Source organism: Paractinoplanes deccanensis, from assembly GCF_016862115.1.
In the GTDB taxonomy this organism is placed as follows: Bacteria; Actinomycetota; Actinomycetes; order Mycobacteriales; family Micromonosporaceae; genus Actinoplanes; species Actinoplanes deccanensis.
The window spans coordinates 48,657-69,193 of record NZ_BOMI01000037.1; the positions used below are offsets into that span (position 1 = coordinate 48,657).

24 protein-coding genes and 1 riboswitch are annotated in these 20,537 nt (G+C 71.1%); of the genes, 15 read left to right on the forward strand and 9 right to left on the reverse strand.

Features of this window, described 5'->3' with window-relative positions; all coding sequences use genetic code 11:
• The first annotated feature begins 105 nt into the window (after positions 1-105).
• Entirely contained in the window at positions 106-306 is a 201-nt protein-coding gene (locus Ade02nite_RS11270) for a hypothetical protein (RefSeq protein WP_203761534.1), read from the forward strand.
• 61 nt (positions 307-367) lie between these two features.
• Positions 368-520: a hypothetical protein gene (locus Ade02nite_RS11275; RefSeq protein WP_203761535.1), complete on the forward strand. Its 153-nt coding sequence runs from the start codon at positions 368-370 to the stop codon at positions 518-520.
• Positions 521-550: 30 nt separating this feature from the next.
• On the opposite strand, the gene Ade02nite_RS11280 is transcribed toward Ade02nite_RS11275, so the two are convergent.
• Together Ade02nite_RS11280 and Ade02nite_RS11285 are read right to left on the reverse strand one after the other, a co-directional pair.
• The gene (locus Ade02nite_RS11280) at positions 551-1,075 is read right to left on the reverse strand and encodes a DUF1360 domain-containing protein (RefSeq protein ID WP_203761536.1); all 525 of its coding nucleotides are present in this window, start codon (positions 1,073-1,075) and stop codon (positions 551-553) included.
• Positions 1,076-1,102: 27 nt separating this feature from the next.
• Positions 1,103-1,348 (reverse strand): DUF6158 family protein, encoded by a 246-nt coding sequence (locus tag Ade02nite_RS11285; protein ID WP_203761537.1) that lies wholly within the window; start codon positions 1,346-1,348, stop codon positions 1,103-1,105.
• 92 nt (positions 1,349-1,440) lie between these two features.
• Here Ade02nite_RS11285 and Ade02nite_RS11290 point away from each other — a divergent pair, with 92 nt between their 5' ends.
• The 3 genes from Ade02nite_RS11290 to Ade02nite_RS11300 all read left to right on the forward strand — a co-directional run bounded on the left by Ade02nite_RS11290 (position 1,441) and on the right by Ade02nite_RS11300 (position 3,507).
• On the forward strand, positions 1,441-1,848 hold the full coding sequence (locus Ade02nite_RS11290) for a hypothetical protein (RefSeq protein WP_203761538.1): 408 nt from the start codon (positions 1,441-1,443) through the stop codon (positions 1,846-1,848).
• 19 nt (positions 1,849-1,867) lie between these two features.
• Entirely contained in the window at positions 1,868-2,194 is a 327-nt protein-coding gene (locus Ade02nite_RS11295; protein ID WP_203761539.1) for a DUF3817 domain-containing protein, read from the forward strand.
• A 218-nt stretch (positions 2,195-2,412) separates the two neighbouring features.
• A riboswitch (cyclic di-AMP (ydaO/yuaA leader) is annotated at positions 2,413-2,513 on the forward strand.
• 88 nt (positions 2,514-2,601) lie between these two features.
• On the forward strand, positions 2,602-3,507 hold the full coding sequence (locus Ade02nite_RS11300) for a C40 family peptidase (RefSeq protein WP_239168686.1): 906 nt from the start codon (positions 2,602-2,604) through the stop codon (positions 3,505-3,507).
• Between the two features lie 87 nt (positions 3,508-3,594).
• On the opposite strand, the gene Ade02nite_RS11305 is transcribed toward Ade02nite_RS11300, so the two are convergent.
• Positions 3,595-4,599 carry a sigma-70 family RNA polymerase sigma factor gene (locus Ade02nite_RS11305; RefSeq protein WP_203761541.1) on the reverse strand — a complete coding sequence of 335 codons (1,005 nt, stop codon included), beginning with the start codon at positions 4,597-4,599 and terminating at the stop codon, positions 3,595-3,597.
• A 583-nt stretch (positions 4,600-5,182) separates the two neighbouring features.
• Here Ade02nite_RS11305 and Ade02nite_RS11310 point away from each other — a divergent pair.
• Positions 5,183-5,869, forward strand: coding sequence for an SDR family NAD(P)-dependent oxidoreductase (locus tag Ade02nite_RS11310; protein WP_203761542.1), 687 nt, complete (start codon positions 5,183-5,185; stop codon positions 5,867-5,869).
• 5 nt (positions 5,870-5,874) lie between these two features.
• Here the strand turns inward: Ade02nite_RS11310 and Ade02nite_RS11315 are convergent, their stop codons facing one another.
• On the reverse strand, positions 5,875-6,570 hold the full coding sequence (locus tag Ade02nite_RS11315; RefSeq protein WP_203761543.1) for a dTMP kinase: 696 nt from the start codon (positions 6,568-6,570) through the stop codon (positions 5,875-5,877).
• A 162-nt stretch (positions 6,571-6,732) separates the two neighbouring features.
• Between Ade02nite_RS11315 and Ade02nite_RS11320 the strand changes: the two genes are divergently transcribed.
• The 7 genes from Ade02nite_RS11320 (at position 6,733) to Ade02nite_RS11350 (ending at position 11,935) form a co-directional block, all read left to right on the forward strand.
• A complete protein-coding gene (locus Ade02nite_RS11320; RefSeq protein WP_203761544.1) occupies positions 6,733-7,317 on the forward strand; it encodes a nucleotidyltransferase in 585 nt (194 codons plus the stop codon).
• A 19-nt stretch (positions 7,318-7,336) separates the two neighbouring features.
• A complete protein-coding gene (locus tag Ade02nite_RS11325; RefSeq protein WP_203761545.1) occupies positions 7,337-7,585 on the forward strand; it encodes a hypothetical protein in 249 nt (82 codons plus the stop codon).
• Positions 7,582-8,328 (forward strand): metallophosphoesterase family protein, encoded by a 747-nt coding sequence (locus Ade02nite_RS11330; protein WP_203761546.1) that lies wholly within the window; start codon positions 7,582-7,584, stop codon positions 8,326-8,328. Before Ade02nite_RS11325 ends, Ade02nite_RS11330 begins: the two co-directional genes overlap by 4 nt.
• A 39-nt stretch (positions 8,329-8,367) precedes the next feature.
• A complete protein-coding gene (locus Ade02nite_RS11335) occupies positions 8,368-8,511 on the forward strand; it encodes a GPGG-motif small membrane protein (RefSeq protein ID WP_203761547.1) in 144 nt (47 codons plus the stop codon).
• Between the two features lie 172 nt (positions 8,512-8,683).
• A complete protein-coding gene (locus Ade02nite_RS11340) occupies positions 8,684-9,565 on the forward strand; it encodes an MHYT domain-containing protein (protein ID WP_203761548.1) in 882 nt (293 codons plus the stop codon).
• 21 nt (positions 9,566-9,586) lie between these two features.
• Positions 9,587-10,303, forward strand: coding sequence for an HD domain-containing protein (locus Ade02nite_RS11345; RefSeq protein ID WP_203761549.1), 717 nt, complete (start codon positions 9,587-9,589; stop codon positions 10,301-10,303).
• Between the two features lie 9 nt (positions 10,304-10,312).
• Entirely contained in the window at positions 10,313-11,935 is a 1,623-nt protein-coding gene (locus Ade02nite_RS11350) for a glycoside hydrolase family 13 protein (protein ID WP_203761550.1), read from the forward strand.
• Here the strand turns inward: Ade02nite_RS11350 and Ade02nite_RS11355 are convergent.
• Genes Ade02nite_RS11355 through xylA form a run of 3 tightly spaced genes read right to left on the reverse strand, consistent with a single transcriptional unit; the run spans position 11,846 to position 15,919 of the window.
• Positions 11,846-13,309 carry an MFS transporter gene (locus tag Ade02nite_RS11355; protein WP_203761551.1) on the reverse strand — a complete coding sequence of 488 codons (1,464 nt, stop codon included), beginning with the start codon at positions 13,307-13,309 and terminating at the stop codon, positions 11,846-11,848. The two genes, Ade02nite_RS11350 and Ade02nite_RS11355, sit on opposite strands and share 90 nt — an antisense overlap.
• Before the next feature lie 9 nt (positions 13,310-13,318).
• Positions 13,319-14,719: a xylulokinase gene (xylB, locus tag Ade02nite_RS11360; RefSeq protein WP_203761552.1), complete on the reverse strand. Its 1,401-nt coding sequence runs from the start codon at positions 14,717-14,719 to the stop codon at positions 13,319-13,321.
• A gap of 12 nt (positions 14,720-14,731) precedes the next feature.
• The gene (xylA, locus tag Ade02nite_RS11365) at positions 14,732-15,919 is read right to left on the reverse strand and encodes a xylose isomerase (RefSeq protein ID WP_203761553.1); all 1,188 of its coding nucleotides are present in this window, start codon (positions 15,917-15,919) and stop codon (positions 14,732-14,734) included.
• Between the two features lie 89 nt (positions 15,920-16,008).
• On the opposite strand from xylA, the gene Ade02nite_RS11370 reads away from it, so the two are divergent.
• Positions 16,009-17,106, forward strand: a complete 1,098-nt coding sequence (locus Ade02nite_RS11370) for an ROK family protein (protein ID WP_203761554.1) — start codon at positions 16,009-16,011, stop codon at positions 17,104-17,106.
• Here the strand turns inward: Ade02nite_RS11370 and Ade02nite_RS11375 are convergent.
• The gene (locus tag Ade02nite_RS11375; protein WP_203761555.1) at positions 17,094-17,576 is read right to left on the reverse strand and encodes a MarR family winged helix-turn-helix transcriptional regulator; all 483 of its coding nucleotides are present in this window, start codon (positions 17,574-17,576) and stop codon (positions 17,094-17,096) included. The two genes, Ade02nite_RS11370 and Ade02nite_RS11375, sit on opposite strands and share 13 nt — an antisense overlap.
• A gap of 50 nt (positions 17,577-17,626) precedes the next feature.
• Between Ade02nite_RS11375 and Ade02nite_RS11380 the strand changes: the two genes are divergently transcribed.
• Positions 17,627-18,760 carry a PP2C family protein-serine/threonine phosphatase gene (locus Ade02nite_RS11380; RefSeq protein ID WP_203761556.1) on the forward strand — a complete coding sequence of 378 codons (1,134 nt, stop codon included), beginning with the start codon at positions 17,627-17,629 and terminating at the stop codon, positions 18,758-18,760.
• A gap of 25 nt (positions 18,761-18,785) precedes the next feature.
• Here the strand turns inward: Ade02nite_RS11380 and Ade02nite_RS11385 are convergent, their stop codons facing one another.
• Entirely contained in the window at positions 18,786-20,498 is a 1,713-nt protein-coding gene (locus Ade02nite_RS11385; RefSeq protein WP_203761557.1) for a substrate-binding domain-containing protein, read from the reverse strand.
• Positions 20,499-20,537 lie beyond the last annotated feature (39 nt).

Here is a 20,537-nt window from a genome sequence, read left to right on the forward strand (position 1 = left end):
CACCGACATCTGCTCTCAACGGTCGGAACGCGGCCATGATTCCATCAGGGGATGTGACGGCGGCCACAGCGTTTGTGACGGGATGTCGGGGGTAGACCTCCGGCCGTGACCGATGTGTTTCGTGAGCTGGATGCCTTTCTCGACGACGCCTTCGACGCGCAGGAGCGGCTGAGCAGCGCCGACCTGCAGCGGCGGGCGATCGCGGCCGATCTGCCGGCGACGATGCTGACGCGCATCGACGCGCTGCCGGAGGGCGAGTATGCCCAGGACGAGGCCGCCGAGGCGCTGCGCGCGCTCGACGCCTGAGAAGGGACGGCTGAGAACGGACGTCTGAGAAGGACAGCGAGGACAGGGAGAGGGAGGCGGCGTGGAGCCGATCGGCGACCCGGACGAGCAGGAAGACTTCGCGGCGGAGCACGACGACACGGCCGTGGACGAGCAGATCACCGCGGATCGGGATCGCAGCGAACCCGAGAGCCCCGAAGGCTGGTCCGGTCTGGACAGGGACGGGCCGCCCTGACGGACAGGGCGGCCCGGGCGGACAGAGGGCTCAGTCCTCCTCGGCGGCGTGCTTCGCCATGTCGTACGCCATCTGGAGGAAGTCGGAGACGGCCGTGGCCGTCAGGGTGGTCGCCGCCAGGCGGGTCAGCCGCGGCGCTAGGACGAGACCGCCGGTGAGGCCCGTGGCGACCCAAACCGCCAGGCAGAACGGGCAGGTGATCAGCTCGCCGATGCCGTGCCGCAGGGAGCTGTGGTTGTCGCGGACCTCCTCGTTGAGCTCCGCCGCGCCGGCCGGCTCGCTGTAGCGGGTGAACGGCGCCCTCAGCGGGCTCGTGACCGAGTCCTTGGCGATCAACCGGCTCAGCTTGTGGGTGGCGATCGAGATGAGCGCCACGTCGCCGAGGCTGGGGCGCTCGGGCGCCGGCTTCCCGGTGACCTTCGCGGCCGCGGCGAGGCTCCCCGCCAGGGCGCCGAAGGCACCCATCGCGGCGAGGTAGCCGGCGAGCGGCCGATGTTCGTGGGGGGCGTACGACTGGCCGACGCGCGCCAGGCGGGCGCGCAGCGTCTCGGTCAAGATGTCTCTCCTCGAAGAAGGACGCGGTCAGAAGTCCTGGGTGAGCCGGTCGGGGTCGACCTCCCGCCCCGGATAGCGCGCCATGTACTCGGTCTCGAGCTCCGCGGTGCGCTTGAAGTGGTTGGCCAGGGCCGCGTCGGGACCGTGCCGCAGGGTGGCGAGGCGCGTGCGGTAGAGGCTGGCGAGCTCGCGGAACAGGTCCTCGTCCCCGAGGCCGGCGGGGTCGATCCCGTTCTCCATGAGGGGCGCCGAGGCATCCCGGGCGTCGGTCATCGTGCACCTCCGAAGGCGACTTGGTCTTCCTTGCTGCCAGGACGGTTGCCCATGCGGGCGGAGGTCAAACCCGCGCCGGTACGCTCAAGGGCATGAAGGGCCTGTGGACTCCGGCGTGGATAGCCCGCCACGTCCTCGCGCTGGTCCTGTTCTTCGGGTGCCTGGGCCTGGGCTGGTGGCAGTTCGGCCGCGCGTCCGAGGGCAACGCGATCAGCTGGGGCTACATGTTCGAGTGGCCCGTCTTCGCGGGCTTCGTCGTCTTCCTGTGGTGGCGCGAGGTGCAGCTCGCCCGGCGCAAGCTCGATCCCCGGCGCGACGAGGCCGAGGCGCAGCCCGAGAGGCTCCCAGGTACGGCTGTTACCGTCGGCCGGCCGGTCCGGGTCCCGGTGCGCCCCGCCGCGGACGCCGACGACGCCGAGACCGCCGCCTACAACGACTACCTGGCCTGGCTCAACGCCCACCCGGGCGCCCGGCCCGGTGACTACCCCGGCCCGAAATGAAGCAGAAGGACGTGCAGCCGTGCAGGGAGCCCTGACCCGCTACCGGATCATCGCCTGGATCGTCGGCGTGGGGCTGCTCGCGCTCGTCGTCGTCGGCATGCCGCTGAAGTACCTCGGCGACAACGACACGGTGGTCGCGGTCGTCGGCCCGGCGCACGGCTTCCTCTTCATGGTCTACCTGGTGCTCACCTTCGACCTGTCGCGCCGGGCGAACTGGTCCTTCCCGCGCATGATCGCCGTGATGCTGGCCGGCACGATCCCGTTCCTGTCGTTCTGGGTCGAGCGCAAGGTGAGCAAGCAGTGGATTCCGCAGCGTGCTGCGGAGCTTGCGAATAGTCCCGCATAAGGGGCACCATCGACGCATTGTTCCCGCCGAATGACTATCTGTTATCGGGATCAATGACGCATAGCGGTCCACTGTCTTAAATCACTCTGTGGCCCCTTGCATTTGATGTTTCCCCCGATAAGTTAATGCGGTTGGTCCGGTCCGCAGCCACTCCCCTCGGTGGCGCCGGCCAGCGCCGCCGAATCTCCGCGGTGACCGACGCGCTCCCCCGAGCGTGTCCGGCTCCCGCGGCGGAACCGGGGAACCGCGTTTCCGGGGTGAATCCGCGCGCAGCGGTAGCGCCTTCTTCCCGCGCGAACCCGACAGCTGACCCGGTAGGCGGCCGAGCGGAAGAAAGGCCACTGAAACCGGTGCCACACCTCCGTATGAGGCTTCGGGCGCTCGCGGTCGCGGCGATGGCTGTCGCGATGACCGGGTCTCTGGCGACGGCCGCCCACGCGGCTCCGTCCACGAGCGAGCTCACCAAGAAGATCGAGGCGGCGTCCAACCAGCTCGAGGACATCACCGAGAACTACAACAAGATGAACATCAGCCTGAAGAAGACGATCGCGGACGAGAAGAAGCTCGCGGCGTCTCTGGCTCCCGCCCAGGCGGCGCTCAAGGAAGCGAGTGCCCGGGTCGGCACTCTCGCCTCGACGACGTACAAGCAGGGCCGGATCGGGCCGATGACCGCCCTGCTGACGGGCGGCCAGGACGACCTGGTCGACAAGATCAGCTACCTCGACCAGATCACCCGGGCCAACCAGCGGGACATCGACTCGTACACCGAGGCGACCGAGAACTTCAGCTCCCGCCAGGCGGCGCTCAAGGCGACCCAGGCCAAGCAGACCGCCCAGGTCAACGCGCTCGCCGCCCGCAAGACGCAGATCCAGAAGGACATCAAGAAGCTGATGGCCATGCGCACCGAGGCCTACGGCCAGGCGCAGGAGACCACCAGCAAGTACACCGGCCCGATCCCGACCATCGCGGGCTCGGCCGGCAAGGCGGTCACGTTCGCCTACAACCAGCTCGGCGAGGCGTACGAGTTCGGCGCGGACGGTCCGAGCACCTGGGACTGCTCGGGTCTGACCTCGGGCGCGTGGGCGGCGGCCGGCAAGTCGCTGCCGCACAACACCGAGGCGCAGTGGGGCGTGGTGGCCCACATCAGCCGGTCCCAGCTCCAGCCCGGCGACCTGGTGTTCTACCGCAGTCTCGGGCACGTCGCCCTCTACGTGGGCGGCGGTCAGATCATCGACGCTCCGCACACCGGCACAGTGGTCAAGAAGCGCGACATGGACATCATGACGCCGTACGGATACGGCCGCGTGAAGTAGGCAGCCAAGGCACGGCAAAGGCCGGTACCCGTCGGGGTACCGGCCTTTCGTGTCTCAGGAGACCGGGGGGTGTGTCGCGAAGAAGGGTCAGGCGGCCTGGAGGCCCTCGGCACGGGCCAGCTCACGCAGCCGGCCGAGCGCCTGGATCTCGAGCTGGCGGATCCGCTCGCGGCTCAGCGAGAAGCGCGAGGCCACCTCGGTGAGCGAGTGCTCGCGGCCGTCCTCGAGGCCGTAGCGCGCCCGCATGATGCCGGCGGAACGGTCGTCGAGGTGGTTGAGCAGGCCCTCGATGCGCTGCCGCTCCAGCGCGGTCAGCACGATGTCCTCGGGGGAGGGAGCGTCGCTGTCGGCGACCAGGTCGCCGAGGTTGGTGTCGCCGTCGTCGCCGACCGGCGTGTCGAGGGACACCGTGTCCTGCGCCCAGCGGGTGAGCTCGTTGACCCGCTCGACGGTCACGCCGAGGGCCGCGGCGATCTGCTCGGGCTCGGGGTCACCGCCCAGCTCGCGGACGAGCTGACGGGTGACGTTGCGCATGCGGTTGACGTCCTCGACCAGGTGCACGGGGAGGCGCACGGTGCGCTCCTGCTGGGCGATGGCCCGGCTGATCGCCTGGCGGACCCACCACGTCGCGTACGTCGAGAACTTGTAACCACGCTCGTAGTCGAACTTCTCGACCGCGCGGACCAGACCGGTGTTGCCCTCCTGGATCAGGTCGAGCATCGGCATGCCGGAGCGCACGTAGCGCCGGGCGATCGAGACGACGAGGCGCAGGTTGGCGCGAATGAACAGGTCCTTCGCCCTCTGCCCCTCGGTGACCAGCCGCTCGAGCTCTTCCCGGCTCACGCCGCGCTTGGCCTCGCCGGTCTCGAGCAGGTGCTCGGCGTAGAGGCCGGCCTCGATGGCCTTGGAGAGCTCCACCTCACGTGCGGCGTCCAGCAGCGGCGTCCGTGAGATCTCGTGCAGGTAGACGCCAACAAGGTCGCGCTCCTCGGCGACCTGATCGGTCCTCAAGACGGTGCTCTTCTCCACGTTGCCCACGGTCCCCTCATTGCCTTCACTACTAACCCCGCTACGGGCGATACCTGTGTCCATCAGTTCCTCCCCGTAACGTCCGCAGTTCGCACATTGCGGTTACTGGCATCTACACAACAAATTGCTGCCTGTACTGATTCCGGCTGGTGGGTCGAAAGTGTCACGAATGCCTGGGTGATAGCTGAGAGCCCAGTGCGTACTTCCTGAGGCCCGGTGACCACTGTCCGAGCGGGCCCCGCCTGCGGGAGCTCTCTGTGGCATTGCAGCGCGTCCTCGATCTCGGCAGCGCTGACTGACGCTTACCCGTCGCTCGTCCCATGACACCACCGGCCCCTCATTGATCACAGCGACGGGCATCACCAATGACCTTGGGACGCTCGTCACCCCCCTGTACGGCCGAGTGGCTTCCCGGGTTCAGGTGGTGGATCGTCAGGTTCACGACGGGCTTGAAACAAAAGCAACATCAAAAAGATCCCGAGGCGCGGACCGAACGGGACCACCTGCCACAATGCGGCACGCGGCGGCGCAGTTCACTCGCCCGCACGGGTGATGTTCCGGCGAGTGAGTCCACCGTTCGACAACGGTTCGGGCCGGCCCGGCCATCCGGATGCCGGACGTGACGAAAAACACAGCGGGAGGGCACATGGACGGGCGCACGGTTCTGATCACCGGAGGGGCCGGCGGCATCGGCTCGGCGGCCGTGGAGGCGTTCGTCGCGGACGGCTGGCGGGTGGTGGCGCCGGTGCGCCCGGGCGGGGCCGGGCGGCTTCCGAAGGGTGCCGTGGCGGTGGATGCGGACCTCCAAATCGAGACGGATGTCACGGCGGCGGTGGCGGCCGCCGCGGGCGAGCCGGGCGCCCCGCTGCGCGCGGTGGTCAACCTGGCGGGCGGCTACGCGGGTGGCGGCCTGATCGCCGAGACGCCGATCGCCGGCGTCGACGCGATGCTCGCGGCCAACCTGCGGCCGACCTATCTGGTGACCGCGGCGGCCCTCCCCCACCTGGTGGCGGGCGGCGGCGGCTCGGTGGTCTGCGTGGCGGCCCGGGCGGCCCTGTCGCCGTTCGCCGGCGCCGCCGGCTACGCGATCGCCAAGGCGGCCGTGCTGGCCTTCGCGAACGCGGTGGCGGTCGAGTACAAGGGCAGCGGGGTGCGCTGCAACACGATCCTGCCCGCGATCGTCGACACCCCGGCGAACCGGCGCGACATGCCCGGCGCCGACCACAGCAAGTGGCCGACCGGCGAGGAGATCGCCGCGGTGCTGCTCTTCCTCGCCTCGGACGCCTCGAAGCCGACCAGCGGCGCGCAGCTCCCGGTCTACGGCCGGTCGTAGGGGATTCAGAGGAGCTCGGCGAACTGGTAGCCGACGGTCGCCATCGCCGCGAGGGTGGCGGCCCCGGCGAGGAGCAGGCCGCCGCTGCGGTGCGCGGCCGGGGCGGAGAGGCGCCGCAGCTCCGCGTGCAGCGCCGCCGAGACCTCGTCGGGCGTGCCGTTCGCGTCGATCACCACGAAGGTCGGGTATTCGGGCAGGGAGCGGTACGCCTCGGCCGCGGCGCGCAGGTAGGCCATCGACTCGTGGTCGTAGCCGCGCGCGTCGATCCGCCGCTGTGCGACCTCGGGGTCCACGGTGAGCAGGAACGTCACGTCCGGGCGCGGGAAGAAGCGGTAGGCGAGGCGGGCGCGGCGCTCGGCGGCCGGGCGGGCACCCCGCGCGCGCAGGCTCGCGTACTGGCACACCGCGTATCTGTCCATGACCACGACGCCGCCGGTGAACGCCCGGCGCAGCAGCGTGCGCAGGATCGCGAGCCAGCGCAGCACCGACTCGACGACCAGCATCGCGCGGCGGCCGATCAGATCCTCCGCGTCACGCCGGCCCAGTCGCACGGCCACCCGGCCCACCCAGTGGCGGCCGCCGGCGTTGCGTCGGTAGACGGCCGGGACACCGGCCGCGGCGAGCTCGTCGGCCAGCCTGTGCGCCTGCGTGGTCTTGCCCGAGCCGTCCATGCCGACCAGCGCGATCGTGCGAAGGGTCATGCCAACCAACGGTAACCCGCGGGTGCACATCGGGTTTTCCGGCGACCGCGCCGAATCCGTACCAAAATGGGGAAGATCCCCGAGGCCGGCGGTTCAAACGCGGGGGCGCCCGGGTAGTCCTAATCGCCACAGGACCGCACACGCCGACAGGGGGGATACGTCATGCCGCACCAGGTGGACGAGGGCCTGGCCACCACGCTGAAGAAGGTCGCCTCGACACTCAAGGCGGCGAGCATCCCGTTCGCGCTGGGCGGGAGCTTCGCGGTCTGGGCGCACGGCGGCCACTCCAGCGACCACGACGTGGACTTCCTGCTTCGCGAGCAGGACAAGGAGCAGGCGCTGGCCGAGCTCGCCAAGGCCGGCTTCCGCACCGAGCAGCCGCCGGAGGACTGGCTGGTCAAGGTCTACGACCAGGACCGGATGGTGGACCTCATCTATCGCCCGGTGGAGACGCCGGTGACCGACGAGACCCTGCACGACACCGAGCAGATCTCGGTCGAGGCCATCTACATGCCCGTGCTCTCCGCCACCCAGCTGATGATCCACAAGCTGCTCAGCTACAGCCAGCACTACTGCGACTTCGCCACGGGGCTGCCGGTGGCACGGTCGCTGCGCGAGCAGATCGACTGGGACCGGGTGCGGCGGGAGACCCGCAAGTCACCGTACGCCGAGGCGTTCTTGATCCTCCTGGACCGGCTGGACGTGGTGCCGCTGCCGGACGGCCAGGGCGCGCTCGCGGCCCAATGAGAGGGAAAGGCCGGGACCAATGACGAACGACATCGATCTCGAGGCCGAGATCCAGAGGCTGCTCACCGAGCACGACCGGATCGCCGAGCAGGGCATCACGGTCCAGCGCCGGGAGCACATGATCGTGCTCAACGGCGAGGTGGAGAGCGCGCAGCGCCGGGACGAGATCTGCCGGCAGATCTCCGCGCGCTTCCCCGAGGTGGAGATCACCTGTGACATCGGCATCACCCGGGCGCAGGCGCCCAGCGAGGTGGAGGAGATTTCATGATCCGGATCGCGGCCGTGGGCGACGTCCACGTGGACAAGGACGTGGTGGGCCGCTACCGGCCCGCCCTGGAGGAGCTGCCGGACCGCGCCGACGCCCTGCTCGTGGCCGGCGACCTCACCCGGCACGGCACCGTCGAGGAGGCCCGCTGCTTCGCCAAGGAGTTCGGCGGCCTGGCCGTGCCGGTCGTCGTGGTGCTCGGCAACCACGATCACCAGAGCGACCAGCAGGACCAGGTGACCGACGTGCTCCAGGACGCCGGCATCACGGTGCTGGAGGGCACCGCGACGGTGCTGGAGATCAACGGGCACCGGCTGGGCATCGCCGGCACCAAGGGCTTCGGCGGCGGGTTCGCCGGAGCCTGCGCGAGCAACTTCGGCGAACGCGAGATGAAGGACTTCGTCGGCACCACCGAGCGGATCTCCGCGAGCCTGCGCGAGGCCCTGCACTCGGTCGAGGCGGACGCGCTGGTGGCGCTCACCCACTACGCCCCCGTGCCCGAGACGCTCGTCGGCGAGCCGCTGGAGATCTATGCCTTCCTCGGCTGCTACCAGCTCGGCCAGGCGATCGACTCGGCGCCGACCTCGCTGGCCCTGCACGGGCACGCGCACCACGGCTCCGAGCGCGGGCGCACCCCCGGCGGGGTGCCCGTCCGCAACGTGGCGCACCCGGTGATCAAGCAGGCGTACAACGTGTATCAGCTGCTCAGCGGCGATATCGAACCGGCGCTGACGTCCGTCGGATAGGCACGTTTTCGAAATCGGGCGTACGGGTACACGGATCTCATGGAATTCGTACTCTGGATCCTCGCAGTCATTCTCGTGGTCGCCGGTATCCTCGCCCTCTTCCGGCGGCAGCTCCTCTGGGGAATCGTGCTGATCATCGTGGGCCTGCTGGTCGGCCCCGGCGGTGTCAGCATCTTCTCCTGACCCCCTTCACCACCTCCGAGAACCCCCGACGATCCCGAGCCGGGGCCACCTGAACGGGTGGCCTCGGCTCCATGCATGAGTGGGCCGCACTCGCCGTGCGATGACCTGCGCCGGAATCCTGACTGAATCACTCGCGGAAATTCTTCGATCTTTCTCGCGAGGTGGCTCCCACGTGGCCGAGGTTCATCACTTCACGTACGGCGTCTTCAATCCGCTCGCCGCATACCTGCTGGCCTTTCTCGGATCGTTCTTCGGCCTGCTGGGCACGGCGCGCGCCCGGGACGCCCGTACCTCGAGCCGGCGCAACCGCTGGCTGCTGATCTCGGCGTTCGCGATCGGCGGCGGCGCGATCTGGCTGATGCACTTCGCCGCGATGCTCGGCTTCGAGGTGCCGGACAGCCCGGTGCGCTTCGACATCCCGATGACCGTGCTGAGCCTCGCCTTCGCCGTCGCGGCGGTCGGCACCGGCCTGCTGATCGTCGGGCACGGCCGGCGCAGCCTGCCCAAGGTGATCGCGGCCGGTGTGCTCACCGGCGGCGGCGTCCTCGCGATGCACTACACCGGCATGTACGGGATGAACGTCGCCGGCGAGATGCGCTACGACCTCGGCCTGGTCGTGGCCTCGGCGATCATCGCGGTGGTCGCCTCGACCGTCGCGCTCTGGTTCGCCGTGTCGGTGCGCGGGTGGGCGCCGATCAGCGGCGCCGCGGCGATCATGGCGGTGGCGGTCTGCGGCATGCACTACACCGGCATGGCGGCGATGTCGGTGCACCTCGACCCGGCGACGCCCACTCAGGTGGACGGCTTCCGCCCGCTCACCATGATCGTGCCGATCACCCTGATCACCGCCGCCACCATCGTCGGGGTGGCGCTCAGCGCCCTCCAGGCGATGACCGAGGAGGAGTTCACCGACGGCGCCGGCACGCCACGCCGCGGGGTGCACGCCGAGACCGCCGTCCCGTGGTCGCTCAAGCAGGCCACGATGGCCACGCCGACGGTGGGACGGCGGCCTTCGCCGCGCCCGGTTCCCCTGCGCTCTCCCACCAACGGCTGACGTGTCCGGTACGTTCTCGGCATGGCTCCACGGATGCTGCTGTCGATGCCGTTGCACGCGATCACCGAGGTGTACGGCGAGGCCGGTCTCCGTGAGCGGTTCCTGCTGGAGGTGGAGTCCTTTCCGGAGGGCGAGCGGGAGACCCTGACCGAGGCGCTCGACCTGGCGGCGCGGCTGCACGCGAACGACCGGCGGGTGCGCGAGCCGTACCTGAACCACCTGCTCCGGGTCGCCATCCGGATCATCAAGTACTACGGGGTCCGGGACGTGGACGTGCTCACGGCGGCCCTGCTGCACGACGCCGTCGAGGATCACCCGGCCGAGCTGGCCGGCCGCGCGACCGGCACGTACCAGGAGCTGACCGACGCGGCGATCGCCGAGCTGGCCCGCCGCTTCGGCCCGCGCACCGCCGAGCTGGTCCGCTCGGTCACCAATCCCGAGTACGACCGGGACCGCGACCGCCACGAGCAGTACCGGCAGCACGTGGCGGCGAGCCTCGAACGCGACCCGTGGGCCCGGGTGATCAAGGTCTCCGACTTCACCGACAACGGCGTCGGGGTGGTCCACACGACCCCGGAGAAGGCGTTCAAGGCGGCCGTGAAATATCGCCCGCTCGTGCCGAAGCTGCGCGAACTGGTCGGCCGCCCGGACACTCCCCTGTCGATCGCCGCCAAGGACCACATCCTCGATCAGCTCGACCTGGCCGAGGAGAGATTCGCGGCAATCCTGGATGACTAGCCTGGGTGCATGCCCCGCACAGAACACTGGTGGCGCGACGCCGTCATCTACCAGGTCTATCCCCGTTCGTTCGCCGACAGCGACGGCGACGGCATGGGCGACCTGCCCGGGATCACCGGGCGCCTGCCCTACCTGCGAGAGCTCGGCATCGACGCCGTGTGGCTCTCCCCGTTCTACCCGTCGCCGCAGCACGACGCGGGCTACGACGTGGCCGACTACCGCGGCGTCGACCCGCGCTTCGGCGATCTCGGTGACGCCGACAAGCTGATCACCGAGGCACACCACCTGGGGCTCAAGCTCATCGTCGACCTGGTGCCCAACCACACCTCCAGCGAGCACGAGTGGTTCCGCGCGGCGGTGTCGGCGCCCAAGGGCAGCCCGGAGCGGGCGCGCTACATCTTCCACGACGGCAAGGGCCCGGACGGCTCGGAGCCGCCGAACTCGTGGCAGAGCGTGTTCGGCGGCAGCGCGTGGGAGCGGCTGCCGGACGGGCAGTGGTACCTGCACCTGTTCGACGTCACCCAGCCCGACCTCAACTGGGACAACCCGGAGGTCCGCGCCGAGTTCGTGGACATCTTGCGGTTCTGGCTCGACCGGGGCGTCGACGGCTTCCGGGTGGACGTGGCGCACGGCCTGATCAAGGACAAGGACCTCACCGACTGGACGTCGACCAGCCAGATCCTCGGCGGCCTCGAGCCGGCCGGGCCGCCGCCGCCGATGTGGGACCAGGAGGGCGTGCACGAGATCTACCAGCAGTGGCGCTCGGTGCTCGACGAGTACGACGGCGGCCGCATCCTGGTGGCCGAGGCGTGGGTGCAGCCGGCCTCGCGGCTGGCCCGCTACGTGCGGCCCGACGAGATGCACCAGGCGTTCAACTTTCCGTACCTGGACGCGCCCTGGACCCCGCCGCGGCTGGCCGAGATCATCGACGAGTCGCTGGCCGCCAACGACGCGGTCGGCGCGACCACCACCTGGGTGCTGTCGAACCACGACGTGGTGCGGCATGCGACCCGGCTCGGCTATCCGGTCGGGCAGGCGCGGATGCACGGCATCGGCGCGGAGGACCCGCAGCCGGACACCGCGCTGGGCCTGCGCCGCGCGCGGGCGGCCACGCTGCTGATGCTCGGGCTGCCCGGCTCGGCCTACCTCTATCAGGGCGAGGAGCTGGGGCTGCCCGAGCACACCACGATGCCGGACGAGTTCCGTGAGGACCCGGCCTGGGAGCGCTCGGGGCACACCGAGCGGGGCCGGGACGGCTGCCGGGTGCCGCTGCCGTGGGAGGCCGACGCCCCGTCGTACGGCTTCGGGCCCTCGGACAGGAGCTGGCTGCCGCAGCCGCCGGTCTGGGCCGAGTACGCGGCCGACCGTCAGCAGGGGGTGCCCGGCTCGACCTGGGAGCTCTACCGGGCCGCGCTGGCCACCCGGCGGTCGCACCACCTCGGCGGCGGCACTCTCGTGTGGGAGAGAAAGGACGAGAACGCCCTGATGTTCCGCAACGGCGACGTGCTGGTGCTGACGAACTTCGGGGTGGAGGCCGTTGAGCTACCGGCCGGGGCCACCGTCCTGCTGAGCAGCGAGCCCCTCGACGACGGGCGGGTCCCCGCCGACGTCACCGTCTGGGCGATGCTCTAGCCGGGCCGCGCGGGCCAGCAGGGCGGCGTGCGTGTCGGACATGTCCTTCGCCACCGTCCTGCTGGCCAGCCAGAACATGACGCCGGTCGGCACCCAGAAGAGCTGGAAGGCGGCCAGCCCGACCGCGTAGTTGAGCGGCGGCGGAAAGGCTCCGGCCAGCACGCGGAAGGCCACCGCCACCATGGCGTTGCCGCCGGCCCGGCCGAAGCCGTTGATCAGGTTGCCGAGGCTGTAGACGGTGCCGCGGTGCTCGGGCGGGTTGACGTCGGCGATCAGCGCGAACCAGTTGGGCGAGTTGGCCGAGGTGAGCATCAGCGCGAAGACGGCGGTGGCCAGGCAGATGCCGACCGTGGGCGAGGTGAAGACGCTGCCCAGCACGGCGCCGATCACCGCGCCCGTCCCGGCGCCGTCGGGCACGTCGATCTCCATCGGCACGAAGAAGAGCACGATGTAGAACGGGACGGCGGCCAGGACGCCGACCGAGGCGACCAGGGCGCGGCCGCGCGGCGTACGCCGCTGGAGCCGGTCGCCGGCCAGGCCGCCCAGGATCGACAGCGCGCCGCCGAGCTGGAAGAGGGTGGCGAAGACGCTGCCGACCAGCACCGCCGTGCCGGCCGAGTAGCCCTGGTCCTCGGCGCGCGCCCGGAACAGCACGGGCAGCCACACCAGCGAGCCGAGGGCGATCTGGGCGGTGCCGCCCTGGAGGATCAGCCAGATGTTCGTGCGCCGGCGCAGGATCAGCGGCAGGTGGTCGTGGTGGATGCGCTCGTCGTAGTCGACGCCGGCGAGCTCGGGCTGGCTGTCGCCGCGGGGCACGTTGTAGGTGAACAGGTAGGCGACGCCCGCGACCACGCCGGCGGCCGCCGTGACGAGGAACGGCTCGCGCCAGTCGGCGTGGCCGAGCAGCCCGCCGACGAGGGTGCCGGCGAGCGTGCCGACGCCCTGGGAGAGGCCCCAGAAGCTCATCACCAGGCCGCGGCGGCGCGGTGAGATGAGGTCGCTGACCACGGCGAAGCTGACCGAGGCCACGGCGCCGAGGCCGAACGAGGCGACGATCTGGGCGATCAGGAAGCTCGGGTAGCTGCCCGCGAGGCCGGACCAGGCGGTGCCGGCGACCCAGATCAGCGTGCCGAGGATCAGCACCGGCTTGCGGTCGGTGCGGTCGCCGGCGTACGCGAAACCGATCGCCGCCACCGCGCTGATCAGGAACATGATCGTGGTGGCGAGGGCGATGTGGCCCTCGCCGACCCCGAAGGCGTCGCCGATGCTGCCGTAGAGCGGTGGCACGAGGCCGATGGCGACGTTGTCGAGCGAGGCGAGGACCACGAAGACCACCACGCTGTACGCGCGATGGGCGGCGCCTCCCCTGGTCACCCGCAAAGGTTAGCGGGCGCGGTCGACAACCGCGTCTCGTGCGGCCGCGTACTGCTGCCGGATGAGCGGGACCGGCGTCGCCTCGTACGTCTCGGGCTGCTCGGCCGACCACGCGGGCGGTTCCGCGCCGCCGAGCGCGACCCAGGCCGCCTGCCGCGCCGCGCCGTCCGCGACGTATTCGCCGGGCGGCGGGACCAGCACCGGCAGGCCGAACAGCTCGGGCGCGATCTTGCGGACCGCCTCGCTGCGCGCCCCGCCGCCGACCAGCACGATGCGGTTGGCCGTGGCGCCGTTGGCCACCAGCGCGTCGAGGCCGTCGGCCAGCGCGCAGAGCATGCCCTCGACCGCGGCCCGGGCCAGGTGGGCCGGGTCGGAGGTCTTGAGCGTGAGGCCGTGGACGGCACCGGTGGCGTCCGGCTTGTTGGGGGTGCGTTCCCCTTCCAGGTACGGGATGAGCACCAGCCCGTCGGCACCGGCCGGCGCGCTCAGCGCGAGCCGGGACAGTTCCGCGTGGTCGACGCCGAGCAGCTTGCCGGCCGCGTCGAGCACCCGCGCCGCGTTCAGCGTCACCACGATCGGCAGGAACCGGCCGGTGGTGTCGGCGAACCCGGCCACCGTGCCGGTCGGGTCGTTCGGCGAGACCTCGGACGACACGAACACCGTGCCCGAGGTGCCGATCGAGACGATCACGTCGCCGGTGCCGGCGCCCGTGCCGAGGGCGGCCGCCGCGTTGTCACCGGCGCCCGGGCCGAGCGGGGCGCCGTTGGGCAGGTGGCCCGCGATGCCGGTGGGGCCGAGCACCTCGGGCACCTTGATGCGCCGGCCGAAGCCCAGCTCGAGCAGGTCGAGCCGGTATTCGTTGGTCTTGGCCGACCAGTACAGCGTGCCGCTGGCGTCGCTGCGGTCGGTTTTGATGTCGTCGATGTTCGTCGACCCGGTGAGCTTCCAGGTCAGCCAGTCGTGCGGCAGGCAGACCGCGGCCACCCGGGCCGCGTTCTCCGGCTCGTTGCGGGCCAGCCACCGCAGCTTGGTCAGGGTGAAGCTGGCGACCGGCACGATGCCGACCGCGTCGGCCCACTTCTCGCCCCCACCCAGCTCCTGGATGAGGTCGGCGGCCGCCCCGGCGCTGCGCGTGTCGTTCCACAGCAGCGCCGGGCGGACCACCTCGCCGTTCTCGTCGAGCACCACCATGCCGTGCTGCTGGCCGGCGACCGAGGCCGCGGCCACGTCGTCCAGGCCGCCGGCCTGCTCGATGGCCTCCTGGAGCGCGGCCCACCAGGCGTCCGGGTGCACCTCGGTGCCCTCCGGATGGCTGGCGCGGCCCTGGCGGACCAGCTTGCCGGTCTCCGCGTCGCGGATGACCACCTTGCAGGACTGGGTGGAGCTGTCGATCCCGGCTACGAGGGTCATGTCTTCCCTAACTCAGTTCGCGCGGAGAAGGTGGTCGATGGCCAGCTGGTGCAGCTTGACGAAACCGTAGCCCTGAGCGCCGGCCGCGTCGACGTCGTACTCCTCGAAGGCGCTCTTGTCGTTGAGCAGGTCCTGGTAGGTCTCCCCCGGGTTGAGGGTCGGGGTCTCCAGCTCGAGCACCTTGCTGGCGCGCAGCGCCTCCTGCACGGCCGGGTCGGCGCGGAACTCCTGCGCGCGCTCCTTGAGCAGCAGGTACATCCGCATGTTGGCCTTGGCCGACTCCCACACGCCGTCGAAGTCCTCGGTGCGGGACGGCTTGTAGTCGAAGTGGCGGGGGCCGTCGTACTTGGGGCCGCCGCCGATCGGGCCGTGCTCGAGCAGGTCGACCAGGGAGAACGCGTTGAGCAGGTCGCCGTGGCCGAAGACCAGGTCCTGGTCGAACTTGACGCTGTGCTGGCCGTTCAGGTCGATGTGGAAGAGCTTGCCCTGCCACAGCGCCTGGGCGATGCCCTGGGTGAAGTTGAGGTTCGACATCTGCTCGTGGCCCGTCTCCGGGTTGATGCCGAACAGCTCGGGGCGCTCCAGCTCGTAGGTGAAGGCGATCGCGTGGCCGAGGGTCGGCAGCAGGATGTCGCCGCGGGGCTCGTTCGGCTTGGGCTCGATGGCGAAGCGCAGGCCGTAGCCCTTGTCCTCGCTGTACTGCGCGACGAGGTTGAGGCCCTCGCGGTAGCGGTCGAGAGCGGCGTTGATGTCCTTGGCCGCGTCGTACTCGGCGCCCTCGCGGCCGCCCCAGAGCACGAAGGTCTTGGCGCCCATCTCGGCGGCGAGGTCGACCTGGCGCAGGACCTTGCGCAGCGCGTAGCGGCGGACGGAACGGTCGTTGCTGGTGAACGCGCCGTCCTTGAAGACCGGGTGGCTGAAGGTGTTGGTGGTGACCATCGGGACGATGAGCCCGGTCTCCTCGAGCGCCTTCTTGAAGCCCGCGATGATGTTGTCGCGCGTCTGGGCGTCGGTGCCGAACGGGATCAGGTCGTCGTCGTGGAACGTGATGCCGTACGCGCCGAGCTCGGCGAGCTTGTGCACGGCCTCGACCGGGTCGAGGTGCGGGCGCGTGGCCGAACCGAACGCGTCTTGGGCCTGCCACCCGACGGTCCAGAGGCCGAATGAGAACTTGTCTTCGCGTGTGGGCTGGACCGGCACGGTTACCTCCACGTAACAGCTCGGATTTGTTTAGTGGTTGAATTATTTGGCGCCCGTGTGGCATTGTCAAGGCCGTGAACGGTCGCCTGATGAGTCCTTCCCGGGCGCCCGTCCGGCAATCGAGCGTGCGAGCCCACAATCTCGCGCTGGTGTTGCAGACAGTGGCAAACAGCGCAGAACGCCCGTCACGGGCGGCGATCGCGGGTGCCACCGGGCTCACCCGCGCCACCGTCAGCGCGCTCGTCGACGACCTCATCGCCGGCAGCCTGCTCACCGAGCACGGTCCCGCGCCCCGCAGCGGCGCCGGCCGGCCCGCCACCGCGCTGGCCCTCTCGCCCGACGGCCCCGCCGGGCTCGGCCTGGAGATCAACGTCGACTACCTGGCCGCCTGTGTGATCGACCTCACCGGCGCGGTGCGGCACAGCTTCACGACCGGCTCGCCCTCGCTGGCCGGGCTGGGGCAGCTCGCCGCGCGCGCCCGGCAGGCGGCCGCCGAGGACGGCCTGCGGCTCGCCGGCGCGGCCCTCGCCGTGCCCGGTCTGGTGGCGCCCGACGGGCTGGTGCGGGTCGCGCCGAACCTCGGCTGGCAGGACGTGGACGCGATCGCCTACCTGCGCGAGGTGCCCGCGCTCGCCGACCTGCCGATCACGGTCGACAACGAGGCCAACCTGGCCGCCCTGGGCGAGCTGCGGGCCGGCGGCGGCGAGCCCACGTTCCTCTACGTCTCGGGCGAGGTGGGCATCGGCGCGGGCATCGTGCTCGACCGCGAGCTCTACCGTGGCGGGCGCGGGTGGAGCGGCGAGATCGGGCACGTCACCGTCTATCCCGACGGGCGGCCCTGCCGCTGCGGCGCGAACGGCTGCCTGGAGCAGTACGCGGGCGCCTCGATGGTCGCCGACGACCCGGCCCTGGCGGCCAAGGCGCTGGGCATCGCCCTCGCCGCCGTGGTCAACCTGCTCGACCTCGACGTGATCGTGCTGGGCGGCGGCTACGCGCCCTCGTTCGACCGGCTGCGCGAGGGCATCGAGGCCGAGCTGCGCCGCCGGGTGCTCACCGCCGAGCTGGCCCCGGTCACGCTGCGGGCGGCCACGCTGGGCCCGGACGCGGCCGTCCGCGGCGCTGCCGACGCGGTGATCCGCGGCGTGCAGGACGATCCGGCGGCGTGGCTGGCGCTTCAGGCCGTCTGAGCGGGGGCCGACCCGTCGCCCGACTCGCCCGCCGCCGCCGCGAACTCGGTGAGCCCGCGCAGCAGGGCGGCCCGGCCGGTGGCCGACATCTTCTCGAGCACGACGGTCAGCGCCTGGCGGCGGATGCGCCGCAGCTCGGCCAGGAGCGCGCGGGACGCGGGCGTCAGGTAGAGCGCGATCTCGCGCCGGTCGGCCCGGCCGGGAACGCGCTCGACCATGCCCGAGGCGACCAGGCGGTCGCAGAGCCGGCTCGCCGACGACAGCAGCATGCTCAGCTCGGCCGCGAGACCGCCGAGGTTGATGCCCTCGGCCCGCTCGACGGCGAGCAGCGCGCTCAGCTGCACCGAGGACAGCCGCGGCGTGACCTGCTCGCGGGCCACGTCCCAGGCGAGCAGCAAGGCTTGCGCCGCGTCGTCGATCGCGGCGGCGTGCGTCGGGTCCGGCCCATCCGGCCCATGGTGAACGGCCATGGTGCGCAAGACACTACCGGTACCCGTGGATCCGATCGAGGAGGTCGCCATTGACCGACAGGCTACGCGCGGTCCGCCGGGCACTCGCCGAGGCCGCCGCCGACGCCGTGCCCGAGAGTCTCGCCGCGGCGCTGACCTCCGAATTCGCGCTCAGCGACATCGAGATCTACGTGGTCGACTACCGGCTCGCGGCCCTGCTGCCGCTGCTCGGCGGCGAAAGCGTCACCCATCCCGGCGACGCGCCCTGGCGCTGCTTCGATCACCAATCCGCGGTGTTCGACGACGGCGTCCTCCACCTGCCGGTCACCGCCCGGGGCGAGCGGATCGGCGTGCTGCGCGCCGGGCCGGTCCCCGACGAGCCCGCGACGCGCGGCGACCTGGCCGAGGTCGCGACCCTGCTGGCGCACGAGCTGCAGAGCGCGGCCGCCGGCACCGACCGCTATCGCACGGCGGCGCGCACCAAGAGGCTCACCCTCGCGGCCGAGATGCAGTGGGAGCTGCTGCCGGGCCGCAGCCGGGTCCGGCCGTCGTTCAGCCTGGCCGGGCAGCTGGAGCCGTCGTACGCGGTGCGCGGCGACAGCTTCGACTGGGCCGAGCGGGACGGCCGGCTCTTCCTCACCGTGCTCAACGGCATGGGCGAGGGCGTGCAGGCGGCGCTGTTGACGGCCCTCGCCACGTACGCCCTGCGCAACGCGCGCCGGTCCGGCATCGCGCTGGCCGACCAGGCGGCCCTCGCCGACCAGGCGGTCTTCGCCCAGCATCGCGGAGCGGAGCACGTGTCGGCGCTGCTGCTGGAGCTCGACCTCGCGACCGGCGAGGTCCTGGCGGTCGACGCCGGGTCGCCCCGGCTGCTCCTGCTGCGCGACCGGGCGGTAGTGGAGCAGAAGCTGACCGCGCAGTTTCCGCTCGGCATGTTCGAGGACACCGACTACCGGGCGCAGGGCTTCTCGCTGCGGCCCGGCGACCGGCTGGTGATCGTCAGCGACGGCGTCCACGACGCGGTCGCCGGCAGCGGGCGCTACGGGGAGGCGGCGCTGGCCCGATTCGTGCGCCGGACCGGAGCGCTGGCGCCGTTGCAGGCGGTCCGGTCGCTCCTCGGCGACCTGCGGACCTTTGTGGGAGAGACCGACCTCGACGACGACGCGGTGGCCGTCTGCCTGGACTGGGCGGGGCCGCTCGCCTGAGCGCGGCCCCGCCGTCGTCCGTCGTCTAGCTGGTGGCGCCCGTACGGCGGCCGATCGCCTCGGCGAAGATGGCCGACATGCGCGCCGGGTCCCGGGCGATGAAGACACCGCCGGCCGGCGTGACCTGCACGATCTGCTGGAGCACCGGCTCGTCGACACCGTCGCCGATACCGATGATCACCAGGCGGACCGGCTGCTTCGGGTCGTTCAGCTTCTTGAGGTCGGCGAGCAGCTTCTCCTTGCTGATGCCGTCCGGGTTCTCTTCCTTGCCGTCGGTGAAGAGGATGACGGAGTTGACCTTGCCCGGCTCCCAGGTGCGCTTGACCTCCTGGTAGGCGGCCAGGATCGTGTCGTAGAGACCGGTGTCGCCGCCCTTCTTGGGCACGATCTGCGGGATCGCGCTCGCGATCTCGGTGCGCGACGACGCGAGCGGCTTGATCGACTGGACCTGCCTCCAGGGCCGCTTGCCGTTCATCTCGGTGGAGAACAGCCAGACACCCACGGCCCACTTGTCGTCGAACATGCTCAGACCCGCGGCGGCGGCCTTCTGGGTCACCACGGCCCGCGACTGGTTGCCCGCCGAGGGCACCGGGTCGGCCATCGAACCGGAGACGTCGAAGACGGCGAGCACCCGGCCCGGCTGCGTGATGGCGTTCCAGCTGCCGAGCACCTGCGAGAGCGTGCTCGCGTCGAGGCCGGCGGCAGCCGTGCCGCCACCGTTCTCGTCGCCGCCGGCCGCGGGCTTCGTGACCGCCGGGGAGGCGTCCGGAGCACCGAGCGGGCGGGCGAAGCCTGCGCCGTAGGAGCCGTCGGGCGAGCGCAGGCCGGCCGCGCCGAGCGCGTTCTTGAACGAGGCGCTGGCGAGCTGGCCACGCAGGCCCTCGGCCACCTTGCTCTTCTGGAGATCGACCTGCGGCATGACCGCGTACGGGTAGTCGAGCGGCAGCGGGCTCGGGTTGAGGTAGAGCGCCACCAGCGGGACGGCCGGCTTCTCGGCGTTGTACGCGACCACGTCCTCCTCGGACAGCGGCGCGGCGCCGAGGCTCGAGGCGATGTCGGTCGGGTCGGCCGAGCGCGGGAACTTCTGCAGCAGGTCGTCGCGGAGGGCCGACGCGCTGTTGGCCAGCCCCTTGATCGCGGAGACCTTGGTGGACTGCGCCTTCTCGCCGGAACCGGCCGCCTGCCCGAGCGCGAGCAGGCCGGAGAGGCCGGCCGCGTCGAGGCTCGGGTTGACGATGCCCGTGTTGAGGCTCGTGCTGGTCAGCATCTGGCCGAGCAGCGTGTTCCAGGTGAGCTTCTTGTCCGGCCAGCCGATCTTTTCGGCGACCGGCTTGGGCATGGCCACCACGACGGGGCTCTGGGCGATCGGCTTCTGATCCGTCGGCGCGAAGCCCGGCGCCTCGGCCTTGAGCCGGAGCAGCCAGGTCGACGAGTCGGGGATCCACACGTCGGGCACCTTGACCGACTCGGGCGCCGTGCCCAGCCCGGTCAGCTGCACCTTGTGCTCGCCCGCCACGGCCGCGGCCATGGTCGACGAATTGGCATTGACCACGCTGACTGCGACACAGGTGCCGTCTACATTTGCTCCGTCCTGCACCCAGCGTTGCGCAGCTTGATCAACTGCGGGCTGGATCTCGTTGGCGGCGGCGACCGTCAGCCGGATGGAACCGGTGCAGCCCTTGTCGGAGAGTTGCTGGTAACCGAGGTAGGACCCGGCCAGAACGACGACTATCGCCATCGCGGCCCCGACGACGCCCGCTCCTCTGGAATTGAAGTT